This window comes from Labrenzia sp. THAF187b (assembly GCF_009363375.1).
Taxonomy (GTDB): Bacteria; Pseudomonadota; Alphaproteobacteria; order Rhizobiales; family Stappiaceae; genus Roseibium; species Roseibium algicola.
The window spans coordinates 4840021-4855544 of sequence record NZ_CP045344.1 but is presented as its reverse complement, the minus strand read 5'-3'; the positions used below and the strand labels follow the sequence as shown (position 1 = coordinate 4855544).

Below are 15524 nucleotides of genomic sequence, written 5' to 3'. Positions count from 1 at the left end.
AGACGGCGATGACAAATCCATTCGACGATCCGGACGGCATTTTCCATGTGCTGGTGAATGACGAGGAACAGCATTCTCTCTGGCCCGATTTCGTGCCGATTCCCGATGGCTGGCGGTCGGTCTTCGGCCCCGGAAAGCGGCAGGACTGCGTGGACTATGTCAACGCCAACTGGACCGATATCCGCCCGAAAAGCCTTCGGGATGCTGCCCTGAACTGACATATTTCTCAAGCGGTGATGATCCACCTGGAGCGCCTGGTCTTCGATGAATTTCTTTCGTCTTTTGTATCGTGAAGCAGGCGACAGCAAACGCACCTTCCTGCTGCTTTCCCTGGTGCCCGGGCTGGTCATGGGGCTGATCATCGCCGTCATCAACGCGGTGACGAACTATCAGCAGAACACCGGTCTGCAGTGGCAGTATCTCGGTCTCTTCGTGCTGGGCTGCGCGACCGTTCTCTTCACGATGAATCGCGCCCTCAACATGGCAACCGCAATCATCGCCGATTATCTGTGTCGCTTGCGGATCAGGGTGACCGCGCAAGTCCGCAGTCTGAACCTTGCAACCGTCGAAGAAATCGGCCTGACCCGTATCAGGGCAGCAGTTGGTCGTGATCATCAGACAATCGAGGAAACCGCCCCGGCGCTTGTCGGTCTGATCTATTTCGTCATGCAGTTGGTCATGTCGGCGCTCTATATCTGCTATCTCTCGCCGCTTGCCTTTGTCGTCACGCTGGCGTTTCTGGCCGGCGCCATCTTCTTCTATCGCAAGAGCTACCGCGATGCGGAGGAACTGATGCGCCAGGCAAGCCTGAGCGAACAGGCCTTTCACAACAGCTTCGAGAACATTCTCAGCGGCTTCAAGGAAGTGAAGCTGAACGCGCAGCGCAGCGACGATCTCTTCCACAACTACATCATTCCGCGGTCGGAGCAGGTCGAGGATCTACGGGTGGAATCCGGCCGCTCCTTCAACTATGGCCAGTCTGTCAGTGATGTCTTCTTCTACACGCTCATGGGAACGCTGGTCTTTGCCATACCGTTTTATGTGTCGGATCTCTCGATCCCGGGCAAGATTGTCACGGTGATCGTCTTTGCCAGCGGTGCGATCACCTCGATCATCCGCATGTTGCCAGTGGTTTCGCGCGCCAATCTGGCGGTCTCCAATATCGAGGAGTTGAAAGAGCTTCTGGAAAAACACAGCGAAGCCATGGATGAGCGCAGCGAAGTGCGGCAGGCAAGGCTTTCCAAAGGCATATCCCTGAAGAAGATCGCCTACACCTATCATAGCGAAGATGGCGATCGCCCGTTTTCGATCGGGCCGTGTGACCTGGAAATTGCATCGGGCGAAATGGTCTTCATCGTTGGTGGCAACGGCAGCGGCAAGTCGACCCTCGCGAAGATCCTGACCGGTCTCTATGAGCCGGATGGTGGTTATCTGTCGTGGGACGACAAGGTCGTCAAACCTGAAAACATCGACCGATTTCGCAGTCTGTTTTCGGTCATCTTCTCCGATTTCCACCTCTTCGACCGGCTATATGGTGTGGATCTGTCGGACGAGCAGAAGCTTTACGATCTGCTGGAAGACATGAAGCTGGACGACAAGGTTCACTACCGGAACAACCGGTTCAGCACGACGAACCTGTCCACCGGCCAGAGAAAGCGGCTCGCCATGGTCGTTGCCCTGCTGGAAGACAGGGATGTCTACCTCTTTGACGAATGGGCCGCCGATCAGGATCCGGAGTATCGGCGCTGGTTCTATACCGATTTCCTGATGAAACTGAAGAAAGAGGGCCGCACCGTCATCGCGATCACGCATGACGACCGGTACTTCGATGTTGCAGACAAGATCGTCTGGATGGAAGAAGGCAGGATCAGCAAGGTGTCCAGTCCGGCTGATGCCACGGTATGAAACCGTCGGCTGAGTTCTTGACGGTAGAGCCTGGCCAGTGTCCAGGTCACTTCTCAACAGGGTGAAACAGTCTGCCCTCCGATTACCATCTCCAAAGATCCGGGAGTTAACTTGCCAGGCACCAAGGCGATCATTCTGGAGACGGCCAGCTGCAGCTCCGAGGATCTCGAATCTGCGCTGGAAATTCTCTCGGAGGACGAACTTCAGCGGTTTCGCGCGTTTCATTTCGATCAGGACCGGAAGGACTACGCGCTTGCACATTCGTTGCTGCGGAAAACCCTGAGTGATCTGGAACCCGGTACGGCACCGCGCGATTGGCAGTTCGCGCCAATGGCTACGGGAAAGCCGGCAGTCGCCGGTCGGTCGGAACTCGACTTCAGCCTGACGCATACACGTGGCCTGGTTGCCTGCGCCGTGACGAGGGAAGGCGTGATCGGCATTGACGCGGAAACGGATCAGCGCGCGGTCGAAGTAGACATGTTGATGCGCGACGTCTGTTCACCGGGAGAAAGACAAGAGCTGGCGAAGGTTGAAGGAGCTGACAAAACTTCCAGATTTCTGGATTTCTGGACCCTGAAAGAGGCGTATCTGAAAGCTGTCGGCCTAGGCATTTCAGCCGATCTGACCACCGTCAGCTTCACCTTGGCTGACGATCGGGATATCGCAATTTCCGCGCCGCCCGACCTCCGCCGTCCGGCCAGTTCCTTCCAGATCCGCCGGCGTCCAGGGCACTGGCGTGTCGCGCTGGCGGTCTTTGGCGGAATAGACGCTAAGGACGTTGAAATCACCCTTTGTGAAATGCGGAGCTTTTGAAAAGCCCCGAAATTTGTTATTTCGCGTCTACTAAAGTCGATCGACATGAGAACAAGCTTGGATAACGCACCTCACTGCGTGTCCAGCCTGGACGGTGGACGTCCGGAACCAGTTCCTTGCAGTTGAAGAAAAATGCAAAAGTATCAAGAGCATAAGTTTTCCATCGCCCCCATGATGGAATGGACGGATCGCCACTGCCGCGCGTTTCATCGGCAACTGACGCGGCATGCGCTGCTCTATACGGAGATGGTGACGACTGGTGCGGTGATCCATGGCGACCGGCAGCATCTGCTAGGCTTTTCCGATATTGAGCACCCGGTTGCCTGTCAGTTGGGCGGATCTGATCCGAAGGACATGGCGGAAGCCGCGCGGATTGTTGCCGACTTTGGCTATGACGAGGTCAATATCAACGTGGGTTGCCCGTCCGACCGGGTTCAGTCCGGCCGCTTCGGCGCGTGCCTGATGGAAGAACCGGCGTTGGTGGCGGCATGTGTCGAGGCCATGAAGGCCGCCGTCGATATTCCCGTAACCGTGAAATGCCGGATAGGTGTCGACGAACAGGACACTGAAGCGGCGCTTGACGCCATGGCAGATGCCGTTTTTGCTGCGGGTGCAGATGCCTTGTGGGTACACGCGCGCAAGGCCTGGCTCAAGGGACTCAGCCCAAAGGAAAACAGGGACATTCCGCCGCTCGACTATGAGCGGGTTCTGCGCCTGAAGCAGCGTCTGCCGGACAGGTTCATCGGCCTCAACGGTGGCTTACAGACGCTGGACCAGGCGGAGCCGTTCCTGGAGACCCTGGACGGCCTGATGTTTGGCCGTGCTGCCTATCACACTCCGCAGATCATGGGAGAGGTCGACCGGCGGCTCTATGGCGCCAGCGGACCGGACATCTCGCCCTGGGATGCAGTGAAGGCGCATATGGCTTATCTGGAAGATCAACTGGGCAAGGGCGTAAAGCTGGCACATATGACGCGGCACATGCTGGGCTTGTTCCACGGGCGTCCGGGGGCTAGGTCCTGGCGGCGCATTCTGACAGTGGAGGCGATCAAGCCCGGTGCTGGTCTGGAAGTGGTCGAAAAGGCGCTTGCAGCGGTCAGTCCTGCAGGAGCCGAACTGGCGGCAGCCGAATAGGACTATCGCGCGGTTCCCGATCCGCTCAAGGCGTCATGATCAGCTTGTCGCCTTCGATGCGCCAACTGCGCAGATGATCAAGTGCGGTCATGCCGAAAAGGCTGGAATCGAGCGTCCCCTGACGCCCGACGAAACCGCGGATGTTGCGCAGTGTGTGATCGCCGATCGTGATCGTGTCGATCTTTACCGGCGCGACCAGTGCACGGCCGTTGGCGGTGGAAACCGGTACTGAAAATGTCAGGTCTTGTGGCCGGTAGCCGGCACGCAGCGCGTCTTCATAGGTCAGGACAACGGCACTGGCGCCTGTATCAAGCAGAAACTCTGCTCGGGCACCGTTGATGCGTCCATCCAGCACAAAATGCCCGCCAGCATCGCGGACTATCAGAATGGTGCCGTCGGGCTGGGTCACGGCAAGTCCAGGCGCCAGAGCTCCAAGAACGCGGTAACCCGCCTGAACCAGTTCCGCCTTGTAGACATAGCCGACAACGAGCAGGGCACAGAACCCACCCCAGAAAACCGTGCCGTGCAGAATTTCGCGGGCTTTCGGCTGGCCGAACAGGAAACTGGCCAGAAAAACGAAGGCGAGTGCGGAAAGGGCAACAACCCGGGGGCCGGTATCATCGAAATTGACATTCGCCGGGTCGGTCGGGTCACCAAAAAACGCATAGAAAGCGGCAACTGCCATGACCAGCACCAGAATGACGACCATCAGGCCGCGGTAGTTTCTGCGATTGTTCATCCGCGCACTCCGGGCGGAGTGGTCGGCTGAGGCCGGTTCGCCAATTCTGCGAGGATCTGGTTGCGCTTGGCCTCGGTGTAACTCGCCCAGGACGCGATTTCGTCAAGAGTGCGCAGGCAGCCTGTGCAAAGGCCTGATTTGGCGTCGATCTGGCAGATGTTGATACAAGGTGACTTCATGAAGCGCATATGGCCGCTGATTGTGGCGTTGCCAAGACTGTAATGGGCGGAAAACAGCGAAAAACGACCGGATCAATAGCCGCCTGACGCATAGGTGAACGGCGCGGTGATGACCTTGATCGGCAAGGTAACAGCTGCCTGTGCCGTGGTGCCCACAAAGGACCCCAGGTCGTCGCCAAGATTGGCGCCACGGTTGTGGTCGGCACTGGACCCGAGAGCGGAGCTGCCTAGTGCCTTGCGCAAGTCAGGCTGCAGCTGTGCGAGCTGCGCAAATTTCGAATGGTTCGTGCTGTCCAGCGATTCAAGCTCGGTCACATCGATAACGACCGCACCGAGTTCCGCCAGTTCCTGATCGTTGGAAAAAGCCCCGACTCGTTCCTTGCCGCCTGCAATGGTGCGCGAGATGCGCAGGGCTTTGTCATCACGCGAAACGATAACGGTAAAGGGCCGGGGCATCGGGCCAATCCGCTTGAGCTGGGACTTGAAGAGGTCGATATCGATGTCGGGTGCTGCCAGAACGATGTCGTTGACATGCTTTGCGACAAGCCGGCGGTTCTCCGGTCGTGCCTGTACCGCGGTTTCCATCAACAGCCAATTGCCCATGGAGTGGGCGAGGATGGTGATGTTGTCGGCATTGGTCTTGGCAAGTTCCACAAGCGTTTCTTCAAGGGCTCCGCGAGCAATCGCGGCGCTGTTGAGGTCGTAGACGTAATCCTGAAGCTTGCCGCGTGAGGCCCAGGTAAACAGAACTGGTACCCCCTGGAACTGACTGTCGTTGACAATCTGCGCGAACCGGTAAAGCCCTTCCGGAAAGCGAGTGTTGTAGCCGTGAATGAACAGCATGATGTCGCGTTCGCCGCGCGGCAAACTGGCAAGTCTGGCGTTGACGGAACGCCGGAAGGCGGCCTTGTCGGCAATGTAGTCGGCTTTGCGCGCAACAAAATCGGTCTTGGGGTTTCCCGGCAGACTTTCGGGCCACTCGATCTGGCCCGGTTTGTGAGACGGCGGTACCGAAATCGAGGCTTCCGCGTAATTGACCGCGGCTGAACGCTCACCGCTGAAATAGGTGTCGGGGCGGTCGTCCCGCTGGCGGGTGGTGACGATCAGGATATCATTCACCCTGGCACCAACGACCGGGTCTTCGTTGAGCGCGAGCGCTCCGACTTCCGGTCTTCCGGAACAGGCGGACAAGATGGCAAAAACGATCAACAGGGTTGCTGCACGCAAACCTGTTGCTTCTCGTCTAACTGAATTGCCCGATACTGACATGTGAGCCATTCCCGCCACCAAGGCCTCTATCCGCTACTCACGGCACCATAAGCATCCCTGCAAGAAAGCCAAGAGCGGTGAGTTGTTGAACAGCGCCTAAAACATCGCCAGTGGCTCCGCCAATCTTGGAAACGGCAAGCCGGCCGGTCGCATGTGCTGCGGCGGTGGCGATGGCAAGAGCCAGCAGCAAGGCCGGCAGGGAGAGCAGGAAGAACGCAGGCAGCATCACGGGCAACGTCACAAGAAAAGCTTGTTGCACGGTCGACCGGGAAGGTTTTCCAAAGCGAGCTCCGAGCCCTTCAGGTCTTGCTGATGGCAGACATTGCCACTGCCAGACAAGCAGCATCCGGCTGAGGGCTTCTCCCGCCAGAAAAAGCAGCGCTGCATCAGCCGGCCCGAATTTTTGCCATAGCGCTGCAAGCAGGACGGTACGCAGGAGTACCGAGATCATCAGGGCGAGAGCCCCAAAGGCTCCGATGCGGCTGTCCTTCATGATGTCGAGCCGTCTTTCGCGGGTTGCACCGCCGAAGAAGCCGTCGGCTACGTCGCTCAAGCCATCTTCGTGAAGGGCTCCGGTCGTTGCCGCAAGAACCGCGGTCAGGAGAACTGCAACGGCCAGAAGTGGCAGTTGAGTAAAACCGAGCGCAACACCAACGCCGGCCGCAGGCAGGGCAATGATTGCACCAGCCAGAGGCGCTGCACGGGCGATCCGAACAAAGTCCGGAGGGGACATCGGGTCGTCTTCGGTGTTGACTGCAGGCAGGGGAAGCCGGGAGAAGAATCGTACGCAAGCTGCCGTGTCCGCGGCGAGTGCCTTGCCCCCGTGCAGCCAGACCTGGTGTCGATCCCAGGTTTTTCCGGACCGCGTTTCAGCCTGTGAATCAGGCCCTTGGTCGGTTTCAGAGCTCATCAGGCCGGTCCCGTGCTTGAGTTTTTACCGGGCGAAGTTATAGAACAGCGGCTAAGCGAGACCAAGTGGCCGCTCGACGGCCGCGAACAACCGGAACCAAAAGAACATGTCCCTCTCCGAGACCGCGCTGCCCTTTGACGATATCCGTAATCTGGTGAAATCCATGCCGGGGCCGGACGAGGAAGCGCTCGCGAGGGTGAAGGCCCGGGATGCGGAGTTGACCAAACCTGCCGGTTCGCTCGGAAGGCTTGAGGAAATTGCCGAATGGCTGGCCGCATGGTCCGGCAAGGCTCCGCCCAAGATCACGCGGCCGATGGTCGGCATCTTCGCGACCGCCCATGGGGTTGCGGATGAAGGCGTGTCCGCATTTCCGAGTGCGGTCAACCGGCAGATGGTCGAGAACTTCGCGGCTGGCGGCGCTGCAATCAACCAGATCTGCCGCGCTTATGACATCGGCCTAAAGGTGTTCGACCTGGCCGTCGACATGCCGACCCCCAGCATCACGCGGGAAGACGCGATGGACGAAGCCAATTGCGCTGCGACCATGGCATACGGCATGGAAGCGCTTGCCGGCGGGATTGACCTGATCTGTCTTGGCGAAATGGGGATCGGCAACACCACAGTCGCTGCTGCGGTTATCAATGCGCTGTTCGGCGGCAAGGCTGAAGACTGGATCGGGCGCGGTACCGGCGTTGACGACGAGGGCCTTGCCCGCAAACGCGATGCTGTCGAAAAAGCAGTTGCTCGACTGAACGGCGAACGTGATCCGCTGGAGATCCTGCGTCGCATCGGTGGCCGCGAGATTGCAGCCATGACCGGCCTCATCATTGCCGCACGCCTGCAGCGCGTTCCGGTGATTGTCGATGGCTTTGTCACGACGGCTGCTGCCGCTGTTGTTTATGCGATGGACCCGGCCGGTCTCGACCACTGCCTCTTCGCCCATGTTTCAGCAGAGCAGGCCCATGCGAAGGTGCTCGAGCACATGGGCAAGGATGCGCTGCTCGATTTTGGCATGCGTCTGGGGGAAGGCTCCGGTGCTGCGCTCGCTGCAGGTATTGCCAAGGCAGCCGCCGAAATGCACTCCGGCATGGCCACCTTTGCGGACGCCGGTGTGTCCGAAAAAGACGACTGAAGCTCTTTCAGGAATTGAAGCGGCCTGAAACCGCTGATGCGGATCAGGCCGATCTTGCCTTGCCGGACGGTACGCCGCTGTCCTTGTCGTTCGGGTCCACCCAGATGACATCCGGCGAATAGTTCATGATCCTGGCTCTCGGCAGGGTGACGATCACTTCCGTGCCTTCGCCGGGCCTGGACTTCAGCGAGAACTTGCCGTCGTGCATGTTGATCAGCGCCTGGACGATGGACAGGCCAAGACCTGTCCCGGGTTCTGCCGTCTTGATAGCATGAGACCCCTGACCGAAAGCTTCCAGCACCGTCGGAATTTCGTCTTCCGGAATGCCGGGGCCCGTATCCTTTATCGAGACGTATTGTCCGCCATCTGACGTTGGTCCGACCTTGATCCAGACTTCGCCGTTCACCGGTGTGAACTTCACGGCGTTGGACAGGAGGTTGAGCACCACCTGACGCAGCGCTCGCTCGTCCGCCCAAACGCGCGGCAAGTCCGGCTCGTGGGTGTGGTGAAGCGAAATCGTCTTGGCCTTTGCCCGAACCTTCATCATGGTCCCGCATTCCTCGACGATATCGTCCAGGAAGATCGGTTCCTCATGCAATTCGTGCCGACCGGCCTCGATGCGGGACAGGTCCAGAATTTCGTTGATCAGGTTGAGCAGGTGTTGTCCCGAGCCGTGAATGTCTTCGGCATAGGACTGGTAGTTCTTGTTGTGCATCTTGCCGAGCACTTCATCCTTCATGATTTCGGAAAACCCCAGGATGGCGTTGAGCGGTGTCCGCAGTTCATGGCTCATCGTGGCCAGGAAGCGGGACTTGGCAAGGTTGGCAGCTTCTGCGCGGCGGCGCGCTTCGTCGGACATCGCGTTCGCAGTTTCCAGCTCGGCGATCAGGTGATCCTTGTCGGCCCGGTATTCCAGCATCGTGTTGGCGTTCTTCAGAAGCTGGTTGCCCAGGATCAGGAAGAAACCCTGCGCGCCGATCGCCATGGCGGCGAGCGTATAGTGGATCGGGTTCACCTGCTGCAGGAAGCTGACGGTGACGATCAGTGTCATGGGCAAGGTGCTGGCAAGCAGACATTTCGGCAGGGTGGCCGACTGCATCGTGTTCATGGCAACCACGATCAGCAGCGTCGCGAAATGAAAGATGACAAACCCGTCGCCGGATTCGCTGGTCTGGGGCAGCAGAAAGAAGCTGGCCCAACTGCAGCCATAGACGAAGTCACCAAAGGCGAACCTGCGCCGCCAGTAGATGCGGGCTTTCTGGTCGGACGGAGCCTTCTCGTAGGAGTGGCTGGTGATCACCATCATGAAGTGGGTGCAAAGCGTCGCCGTAAACCAGGCGCCGATGAAGAGCGGGTTGATCCACAGAACGGAGATTGCGGCAACGATCAGGGCGAGAAGTGGTACTGCGTAGGCCGCGTTGATGCGGGTGTCGGCAAACAGATGCTGTCGTTCCAGATCGAAGGACGTGTACCAGTTTTCAGGCGTACCAAGGCGGCTGCGCACATCGTTGGCCGAGCGCGCCATCTCACGACGGCGCTTGGCGCGCTGTTCGTTGATGGTGACTTTGTCGTCGCCGGTTTCTGACGCAACCGATGCCATTTGCTGCCCAAAGTTTTGATTTTGTTATCGCGCTGCCGCGTGTTTATTCAACCTGACTCACCATTCCTTAAGATCGTCCTCAAGATCGTGGTAAGGGAAGTGTTAACAGGCTGTGCCAAGGTGCAACTCATTGTCAGAAAAGACGAATTCGAAAACACTCGACAGACTTGCGGCTGACGTTCGGTCGTGCCGCATCTGCGTCGAGAAACCTGAAAAGTCGGCATTGCCGCATGAGCCCAGACCAGTTCTGCAAGTGTCTGGAACAGCAAGGCTTTGTGTCTGCGGACAAGCGCCAGGCACACGCGTTCACCAGAGCGGCAGACCGTTCACCGATCCCTCAGGTGACCGGTTGAGAAACTGGATGGGCATCGACGAGGATATTTTCTACGACGCCGGTAAACTGGCTATCGTGCCGATGGGGTTTTGTTTTCCTGGACTGGACGCAAAAGGGGGCGATCTGCCGCCGCGCACCGAATGCCGCAAGGCCTGGCATGATCGCTTGTTTGCCGCCATGCCGCAGATCGAACTGGTGCTGGTTATCGGCCAATACGCCCAAGCCTATCATCTCGGTTCAAACCGCCAGAAATCCCTTACCGAGACAGTGTCGAACTGGCGTCAGCATTTCGCTCGGCAGATGGACGGCAAACCGGCGGTCCTGCCGTTGCCGCATCCTTCCTGGCGCAACAATGCGTGGCTGAGAAAGAACCCGTGGTTTGAAACCGAGCTGCTACCGGTTCTGAGAGGCGAGGTTCAGCGCCTTACAATGGTGCCCTAATTGCTGAAATTCGAAAATAATTCTCATTTCGGTGAGAATTGACATTTTCATTGAAACTCCGTTACGAGTTTTTATCTTCAATGAAAATGATTTCCCAACATGTTGCGGACTGCGCGGTCGGGAATCTCTGTTGCTCCTGGCCGGATCTTGAATTCATGATTGATCGTATCGACCGTCGCATCCTGTCCATTCTCCAGGAAGATTGTACCGTTCCGGTGGCTGAAATCGGCCGCAGGGTGGGGCTGTCGACCACGCCGTGCTGGCGGCGCATCCAGAAAATGGAAGAAGACGGGGTCATCACCGGCCGCGTCGCCTTGCTGGACCCGGCAAAGGTCAATGCGAAGGTAACGGCCTTCGTCGCCATTACCACGAGCCAGCACTCCGAAGACTGGCTGAAGAAATTCGCCGATGTCATCCGGGAGTTTCCCGAAGTGGTCGAATTTTACAGGATGGCAGGTCAGGTCGACTATCTGCTGCGTGTCGCCGTACCGGACATCGAGGCCTATGACGCCTTTTACAAGAAGCTGATTTCCCGGATCGACATCTCGGATGTCTCGACCACCTTCGCCATGGAGCAGATCAAGAACACCACGGCCTTGCCTCTCAGCTATGTGGCACCGGAAAAGCCTAAACCCGACCGGGACAAGTGAACTGGCCGGCAACACGTTCCGTTCCGGCCAGCGAACCCCTCAGGTTCATTCATTCTTCTGGTTGGTTCACGTGGACGTTTTGGGCCAATAGGTGCCGATGCTCCAGATGTTTCCTTCAGGATCCTGGCAAATGAATTCCCGGCTGCCGTAGTCCCGGTTCGTCAACCCCTCCAGGATTGTCGCCCCAGCAGCAGTGGCGCGGTCGAACAGTTTGTCGGCATTCTCCACCGCCAGATAGATTGCCTTGCCGCAAGGGCCGTCCGGATGCCCGATGATCTTTGCAAAAGCGTCGTCGCGGGCCTGACCGACCATGATCATGGCTGAACCAAAAGCCAGCTCTGCATGCACCACAGTGCCGTTGTCGTCCCTGTGCACTTCGTGTTCGACAAACCCGAATGAATCTGCGAGCCACTTGATCATCGCATTGGCATTGCCGAACCGGAAAACGGGATAAATTCTACTTGCTTCATGAGACATGTCGTACCTCCTTTGATGAAGGAGGTGATAGCTCTTCGCGATTTTGCGGGATTGAAGTTTTGTTACCTACCAGGTGTTGGCAGTGCCATTCAGCAGCCGTGTGCGCCAGGCTTCCGGTGACTAACCGGAAAACTCGGAAAAGTCCCGAATGAGATGGGCCTGATCGGCATAACCACAATCAACCGCCAAGCCGGCCCAATCGATGTCGCAGCAGTTCTGTGCATGTTTGAGCACCTTGCCGAAGCGGATCACCCGGGCAACCGTCTTGGGCCGAAGGCCGATATCCTTCCGAAACTTTTGTGCCAGGTGCTTTCGGCTCCAGCCAATCTCCTTAGCCAAAGATGTGACTGAGACCTGGCCTCCGGTTTCAAGTAGCCGTCGCAACACATGGTCCGCCGGCGTTCGTTGAACGTTGTCTTGCCGTAGGCGTTTGATGACGTAGGCAAGGGCATGATCAAGCCGCGCATTCCAGCTTGCCAGATCCTCGATCCGGCGGACAAATTCAGCCAGTTCCGGTTCCGCGACATCGGCAAACGGCAACATCTGGTCGGTCAGCAGGTCCATGGGGAACCGGAAAAAATGTCGGGCACCGATGGGAGTAAAGTTTATCTGCAGGCATTTGGCACGGCCATTTGACTGAATGAAAACCGGAGAACTGCTGAGCCCAGCCAGAAAGGTGGGACGCTCGTTTTCAGCGGTAGGATGCTGACCAAGCGCGATTTCAAACGGATCGCCGAAACTCAGGATGAGCGGAATGGTCAGCGAGGCGGTTTCAACCTGCCTGTTTGTCTGCGGGTTTCGCTCTTCGTAGCCGATGATGTCGGTGAAAAGGCTGCGCAAGTCCGGCGGTGCTGTCCGGCGCCAGAAACCGGCATCAATTCCGGGGGGAACCGAGGAGGAGGGCGGTGAGGCGTCTTGCGAGGTGGTCATGATCCTTCCTTGTCGGGGCAGGATAGGATCAACTCGGGTCGTGGTCACCCATAATCATTCAGTCTTACCGGGCCCAGCGGATGACGCGCGCGAAACCTGGCGAATTCGGCATCGGATACGGCTTTCCCGGTAAAGATCTCGATGTAGTGGGGCATGCGCTGAAGCCTGGGGCCAAGCGGCTCGCTCGGCCGATCCTTGACGATGGAGATATAGCCGATCTGCGTAAGATACATGGTGTTGGCTCTCACGTCGGCCGAGGCATGTTCATAGCCAAAACGTTCGAACATCGCCGTAAAAGCCTCGATGCGTACACGGTCGGCTTCTTCCAGCATGGGCGTCAGGTCCGGATCCGCATGTGCCCAGTTGCGCATCGCAAATTCCAGCCGGGAATCGAATAGCTCCGGCAGTAGCCATAAATCGAAAAGGTTCAGGATCGCCTCGGTGATCGTCTCGGCGTAATCCTCGGTCCGTTTCACCAGATTGCCGGTGTTTTTCGTTTGCCACTGGGTGATCAAGGCGTCGAGCAGGTCGTTCCGGTCTGAGAAATGGCCATAGAAACTGGTCCGCGACAGACCGAGCCTGTCGGCCAGGGGCATCACCTTGACGGCATCAATGCCATGTTCAATCAGCGCCTGGTAGGCAGCTTCGATCCAGATTTCACGTGTGCCGCGCCAACCGGACGTTTTTTCGATCAATAGGTCGCTCATGTGCTTGCGATAACAAAGCTCCGGCGTGCCGACAATCAAAATTGACACCAATGTCGACAAAAGCGACACCTATGTCGCTTTTCAGACTTTTCAAAGATGATCGACGGGAATTAATCTTTGCAAACCTGAGGAAATCCGTGACGCGGTGGAATGCCCGGAGAGGAAAGAGATGTCGAAAGATCCGTTGTTGCAGCCCTATCAGCTGAAACATTTGACGCTGAAAAACCGGATCATGATCACGTCGCACGAGCCTGCCTATCCTGAGGATGGCATGCCGAAGGACCGGTATCGCGCTTATCACGAGGTCCGGGCAAAGGCCGGTGTCGCACTGACCATGACCGCCGGCTCCGCGGCCGTCTCTCGCAACTCGCCGCCCGTCTTCAACAATATCCTTGCCTACAAGGACGAAGTCGTGCCGTGGATCAAGCGGCTCACGGATGCCTGCCACGAACACGATTGTGCGGTGATGATCCAGCTGACCCATCTTGGTCGCCGGACACACTGGAACAAGGGGGACTGGTTACCCGCGGTTTCGTCCAGCCATGAACGTGAAGCGGCGCACCGGGCCTTTCCCAAGCAGGTCGAAGAGTGGGACATCGCCCGCATCATCGCCGACTATGCCGACGCGGCGGAACGCATGAAGGCCGGCGGTATGGATGGCATAGAGCTGCAGGCCTACGGTCATCTGATGGACCAGTTCTGGTCTCCGGTCACCAACACGCTGGATGGACCGTACGGCGGTTCACTGGAAAACCGGATGCGCTTTTCGCTCGAAGTCATCGAGGCGGTTCGGCAGAGGGTTGGTGACGACTTCATTCTGGGCATCCGTTTTACCGCGGACGAGGATCTGGACGGAGGCATCACGGAAGACGAAGGTCTTGAAATTGCCCGTCGCCTGAAGGCTACGGGACAGGTCGACTTCCTCAATGTCATTCGGGGCCACATTGACACCGACCCTGGCCTGACAGACGTGATTCCCGTTCAGGGCATGCGCAACGCCCCGCATCTGGATTTCGCCGGTCGCATCAAGAAGGAAGTCGGCATGCCGACCTTCCATGCAGCCAAGATCCCCGATGTCGCAACAGCGCGCCATGCGATCGCCGAAGGGCTTCTGGACATGGTCGGCATGACGCGCGCGCATATGGCCGACCCGATGGTGGTTCGGAAAATTGCCGAAAAGCGGGAAGGGGATATCCGCCCCTGTGTGGGAGCAACCTATTGCCTCGACCGCATCTATCAGGCTGGCGATGCACTTTGCATCCACAACCCGGCAACCGGTCGGGAATTGACCATGCCCCACGAGATCCCGCTCGCGGGCACGAAAAAGAAGGTGGTCGTCGTTGGCGCAGGGCCTGCCGGCATGGAAGCGGCGCGCGTTGCAGGTGAACGGGGGCACGATGTGATCGTGTTCGAGGCAGCGCCACATGCCGGTGGTCAGGTCCGGCTGACAGCGCAGTCCGAGCGCAGGCGCGAAATGATCTCCATAATCGACTGGCGAATGGACCAGTGCCTGGCGAAAGACGTGAAGTTCCGTTTCAACACTTTTGCAGAAGCAGAAGATATCGCGGGAGAAAACCCGGATGTGGTGATCGTCGCAACAGGAGGCTTGCCGCATACGGAAGTCCTGAGCGAAGGCAATGATCTTGTTGTCTCTGCCTGGGATATCATTGCTGGCGACGTCAAACCGGGCAAGCGTGTACTCGTCTACGACGATGCTGGTGATCATCCCGCACTTCAGGCGGCCGAGATGATCGCAAAATCAGGCGCTCATGTGGAGATCATGACGCCGGACAGGTCCTTCGCCCCGGATGTCATGGCAATGAACCTGGTGCCTTACATGCGATCGCTGCAGGACAAGGACGTTCGCTTCACGGTCACCTACCGACTGAAAGCTGCAAAACGTTCCGGGAACTTGATCACCGCGGTCGTCGGAACAGACTATTCCAGCCACACGGAAGAGCGGGAATTCGACCAAATCGTCGTCAATCACGGTACAATACCGATGGACGAACTCTATTTCGAGCTGAAGCCGATGTCGAAAAACCTTGGTGCTGTTCAGCAGGAAGCGCTGATTTTTGGCCGCCCGCAGCCTCTTGAGGCCAACCCGGATGGCACATTCGCGCTTTTCCGCATTGGCGATGCGGTTGCGGCTCGCAACACCCATGCGGCAATCTATGATGCGTTACGTTTGGTCAAGGACATTTGACGTGATGCTGCACCGCACGCGGAAAATTTGGGCAGCGTCTTACATGGATAAGCAAATGACGCTTTTGCGCTACGGCGGTGGGGTCTGGTGGGCCTAAC

Annotated in this window: 16 protein-coding genes; 8 read left to right on the top strand and 8 right to left on the bottom strand. The window is 58.0% G+C overall.

All coding sequences use genetic code 11. From position 1 onward, the window contains the following. Window positions 1-8: 8 nt before the first annotated feature. The 4 genes from FIV03_RS22310 to dusA all read left to right on the top strand — a co-directional run bounded on the left by FIV03_RS22310 (window position 9) and on the right by dusA (window position 3852). Window positions 9-218, top strand: a complete 210-nt coding sequence (locus tag FIV03_RS22310) for an MbtH family protein (protein ID WP_152511014.1) — start codon at window positions 9-11, stop codon at window positions 216-218. Between the two features lie 46 nt (window positions 219-264). Beyond that, window positions 265-1905, top strand: coding sequence for a cyclic peptide export ABC transporter (locus FIV03_RS22305; protein WP_152511013.1), 1641 nt, complete (start codon window positions 265-267; stop codon window positions 1903-1905). A 111-nt stretch (window positions 1906-2016) separates the two neighbouring features. Beyond that, window positions 2017-2718 carry a 4'-phosphopantetheinyl transferase superfamily protein gene (locus FIV03_RS22300; RefSeq protein WP_152511012.1) on the top strand — a complete coding sequence of 234 codons (702 nt, stop codon included), beginning with the start codon at window positions 2017-2019 and terminating at the stop codon, window positions 2716-2718. A 132-nt stretch (window positions 2719-2850) separates the two neighbouring features. After that, on the top strand, window positions 2851-3852 hold the full coding sequence (gene dusA, locus FIV03_RS22295) for a tRNA dihydrouridine(20/20a) synthase DusA (protein WP_152511011.1): 1002 nt from the start codon (window positions 2851-2853) through the stop codon (window positions 3850-3852). Between the two features lie 25 nt (window positions 3853-3877). Here the strand turns inward: dusA and FIV03_RS22290 are convergent, their stop codons facing one another. From FIV03_RS22290 to cobS, 4 genes are all read right to left on the bottom strand, one after another. Further along, window positions 3878-4591, bottom strand: a complete 714-nt coding sequence (locus tag FIV03_RS22290) for a TIGR02281 family clan AA aspartic protease (protein WP_152511010.1) — start codon at window positions 4589-4591, stop codon at window positions 3878-3880. Continuing rightward, window positions 4588-4770 (bottom strand): DUF1289 domain-containing protein, encoded by a 183-nt coding sequence (locus tag FIV03_RS22285; RefSeq protein ID WP_209009752.1) that lies wholly within the window; start codon window positions 4768-4770, stop codon window positions 4588-4590. The genes FIV03_RS22290 and FIV03_RS22285 overlap by 4 nt, the downstream gene beginning before the upstream one ends. Before the next feature lie 72 nt (window positions 4771-4842). Continuing rightward, on the bottom strand, window positions 4843-5997 hold the full coding sequence (locus tag FIV03_RS22280) for an alpha/beta hydrolase (protein WP_209009751.1): 1155 nt from the start codon (window positions 5995-5997) through the stop codon (window positions 4843-4845). 79 nt (window positions 5998-6076) lie between these two features. After that, window positions 6077-6949, bottom strand: a complete 873-nt coding sequence (cobS, locus tag FIV03_RS22275; RefSeq protein WP_152511008.1) for an adenosylcobinamide-GDP ribazoletransferase — start codon at window positions 6947-6949, stop codon at window positions 6077-6079. A 106-nt stretch (window positions 6950-7055) separates the two neighbouring features. Between cobS and cobT the strand changes: the two genes are divergently transcribed. Next, a complete protein-coding gene (gene cobT / locus FIV03_RS22270; protein WP_152511007.1) occupies window positions 7056-8081 on the top strand; it encodes a nicotinate-nucleotide--dimethylbenzimidazole phosphoribosyltransferase in 1026 nt (341 codons plus the stop codon). 43 nt (window positions 8082-8124) lie between these two features. Here the strand turns inward: cobT and FIV03_RS22265 are convergent, their stop codons facing one another. Continuing rightward, window positions 8125-9681, bottom strand: coding sequence for a HAMP domain-containing sensor histidine kinase (locus tag FIV03_RS22265; RefSeq protein ID WP_022999494.1), 1557 nt, complete (start codon window positions 9679-9681; stop codon window positions 8125-8127). 130 nt (window positions 9682-9811) lie between these two features. On the opposite strand from FIV03_RS22265, the gene FIV03_RS22260 reads away from it, so the two are divergent. Both FIV03_RS22260 and FIV03_RS22255 read left to right on the top strand, forming a co-directional pair. Then, window positions 9812-10456, top strand: a complete 645-nt coding sequence (locus FIV03_RS22260) for a uracil-DNA glycosylase family protein (protein ID WP_055653842.1) — start codon at window positions 9812-9814, stop codon at window positions 10454-10456. A 158-nt stretch (window positions 10457-10614) separates the two neighbouring features. Next, window positions 10615-11106 carry an Lrp/AsnC family transcriptional regulator gene (locus FIV03_RS22255; RefSeq protein ID WP_031268819.1) on the top strand — a complete coding sequence of 164 codons (492 nt, stop codon included), beginning with the start codon at window positions 10615-10617 and terminating at the stop codon, window positions 11104-11106. Between the two features lie 66 nt (window positions 11107-11172). On the opposite strand, the gene FIV03_RS22250 is transcribed toward FIV03_RS22255, so the two are convergent. From FIV03_RS22250 to FIV03_RS22240, 3 genes are all read right to left on the bottom strand, one after another. Further along, on the bottom strand, window positions 11173-11583 hold the full coding sequence (locus tag FIV03_RS22250; RefSeq protein WP_152511006.1) for a VOC family protein: 411 nt from the start codon (window positions 11581-11583) through the stop codon (window positions 11173-11175). A gap of 120 nt (window positions 11584-11703) precedes the next feature. Continuing rightward, window positions 11704-12513, bottom strand: a complete 810-nt coding sequence (locus tag FIV03_RS22245) for a helix-turn-helix domain-containing protein (protein WP_152511005.1) — start codon at window positions 12511-12513, stop codon at window positions 11704-11706. A 44-nt stretch (window positions 12514-12557) separates the two neighbouring features. Then, window positions 12558-13220 carry a TetR/AcrR family transcriptional regulator gene (locus FIV03_RS22240; protein WP_152511004.1) on the bottom strand — a complete coding sequence of 221 codons (663 nt, stop codon included), beginning with the start codon at window positions 13218-13220 and terminating at the stop codon, window positions 12558-12560. Window positions 13221-13389: 169 nt separating this feature from the next. On the opposite strand from FIV03_RS22240, the gene FIV03_RS22235 reads away from it, so the two are divergent. Further along, the gene (locus FIV03_RS22235) at window positions 13390-15426 is read left to right on the top strand and encodes an NADH:flavin oxidoreductase (protein ID WP_152511003.1); all 2037 of its coding nucleotides are present in this window, start codon (window positions 13390-13392) and stop codon (window positions 15424-15426) included. The last annotated feature ends 98 nt before the right edge of the window (window positions 15427-15524 follow it).

Bases quoted from the DNA above. Each gene is read 5' to 3' on its own strand.
- FIV03_RS22310 (WP_152511014.1), top strand. From the start codon at position 9: ATGACAAATCCATTCGACGATCCGGACGGCATTTTCCATGTGCTGGTG.
- FIV03_RS22305 (WP_152511013.1), top strand. From the start codon at position 265: ATGAATTTCTTTCGTCTTTTGTATCGTGAAGCAGGCGACAGCAAACGC.
- dusA (WP_152511011.1), top strand. From the start codon at position 2,851: ATGCAAAAGTATCAAGAGCATAAGTTTTCCATCGCCCCCATGATGGAA.
- FIV03_RS22290 (WP_152511010.1), bottom strand. From the start codon at position 4,591: ATGAACAATCGCAGAAACTACCGCGGCCTGATGGTCGTCATTCTGGTG.
- FIV03_RS22285 (WP_209009752.1), bottom strand. From the start codon at position 4,770: ATGAAGTCACCTTGTATCAACATCTGCCAGATCGACGCCAAATCAGGC.
- cobS (WP_152511008.1), bottom strand. From the start codon at position 6,949: ATGAGCTCTGAAACCGACCAAGGGCCTGATTCACAGGCTGAAACGCGG.
- cobT (WP_152511007.1), top strand. From the start codon at position 7,056: ATGTCCCTCTCCGAGACCGCGCTGCCCTTTGACGATATCCGTAATCTG.
- FIV03_RS22265 (WP_022999494.1), bottom strand. From the start codon at position 9,681: ATGGCATCGGTTGCGTCAGAAACCGGCGACGACAAAGTCACCATCAAC.
- FIV03_RS22250 (WP_152511006.1), bottom strand. From the start codon at position 11,583: ATGTCTCATGAAGCAAGTAGAATTTATCCCGTTTTCCGGTTCGGCAAT.
- FIV03_RS22245 (WP_152511005.1), bottom strand. From the start codon at position 12,513: ATGACCACCTCGCAAGACGCCTCACCGCCCTCCTCCTCGGTTCCCCCC.
- FIV03_RS22240 (WP_152511004.1), bottom strand. From the start codon at position 13,220: ATGAGCGACCTATTGATCGAAAAAACGTCCGGTTGGCGCGGCACACGT.
- FIV03_RS22235 (WP_152511003.1), top strand. From the start codon at position 13,390: ATGTCGAAAGATCCGTTGTTGCAGCCCTATCAGCTGAAACATTTGACG.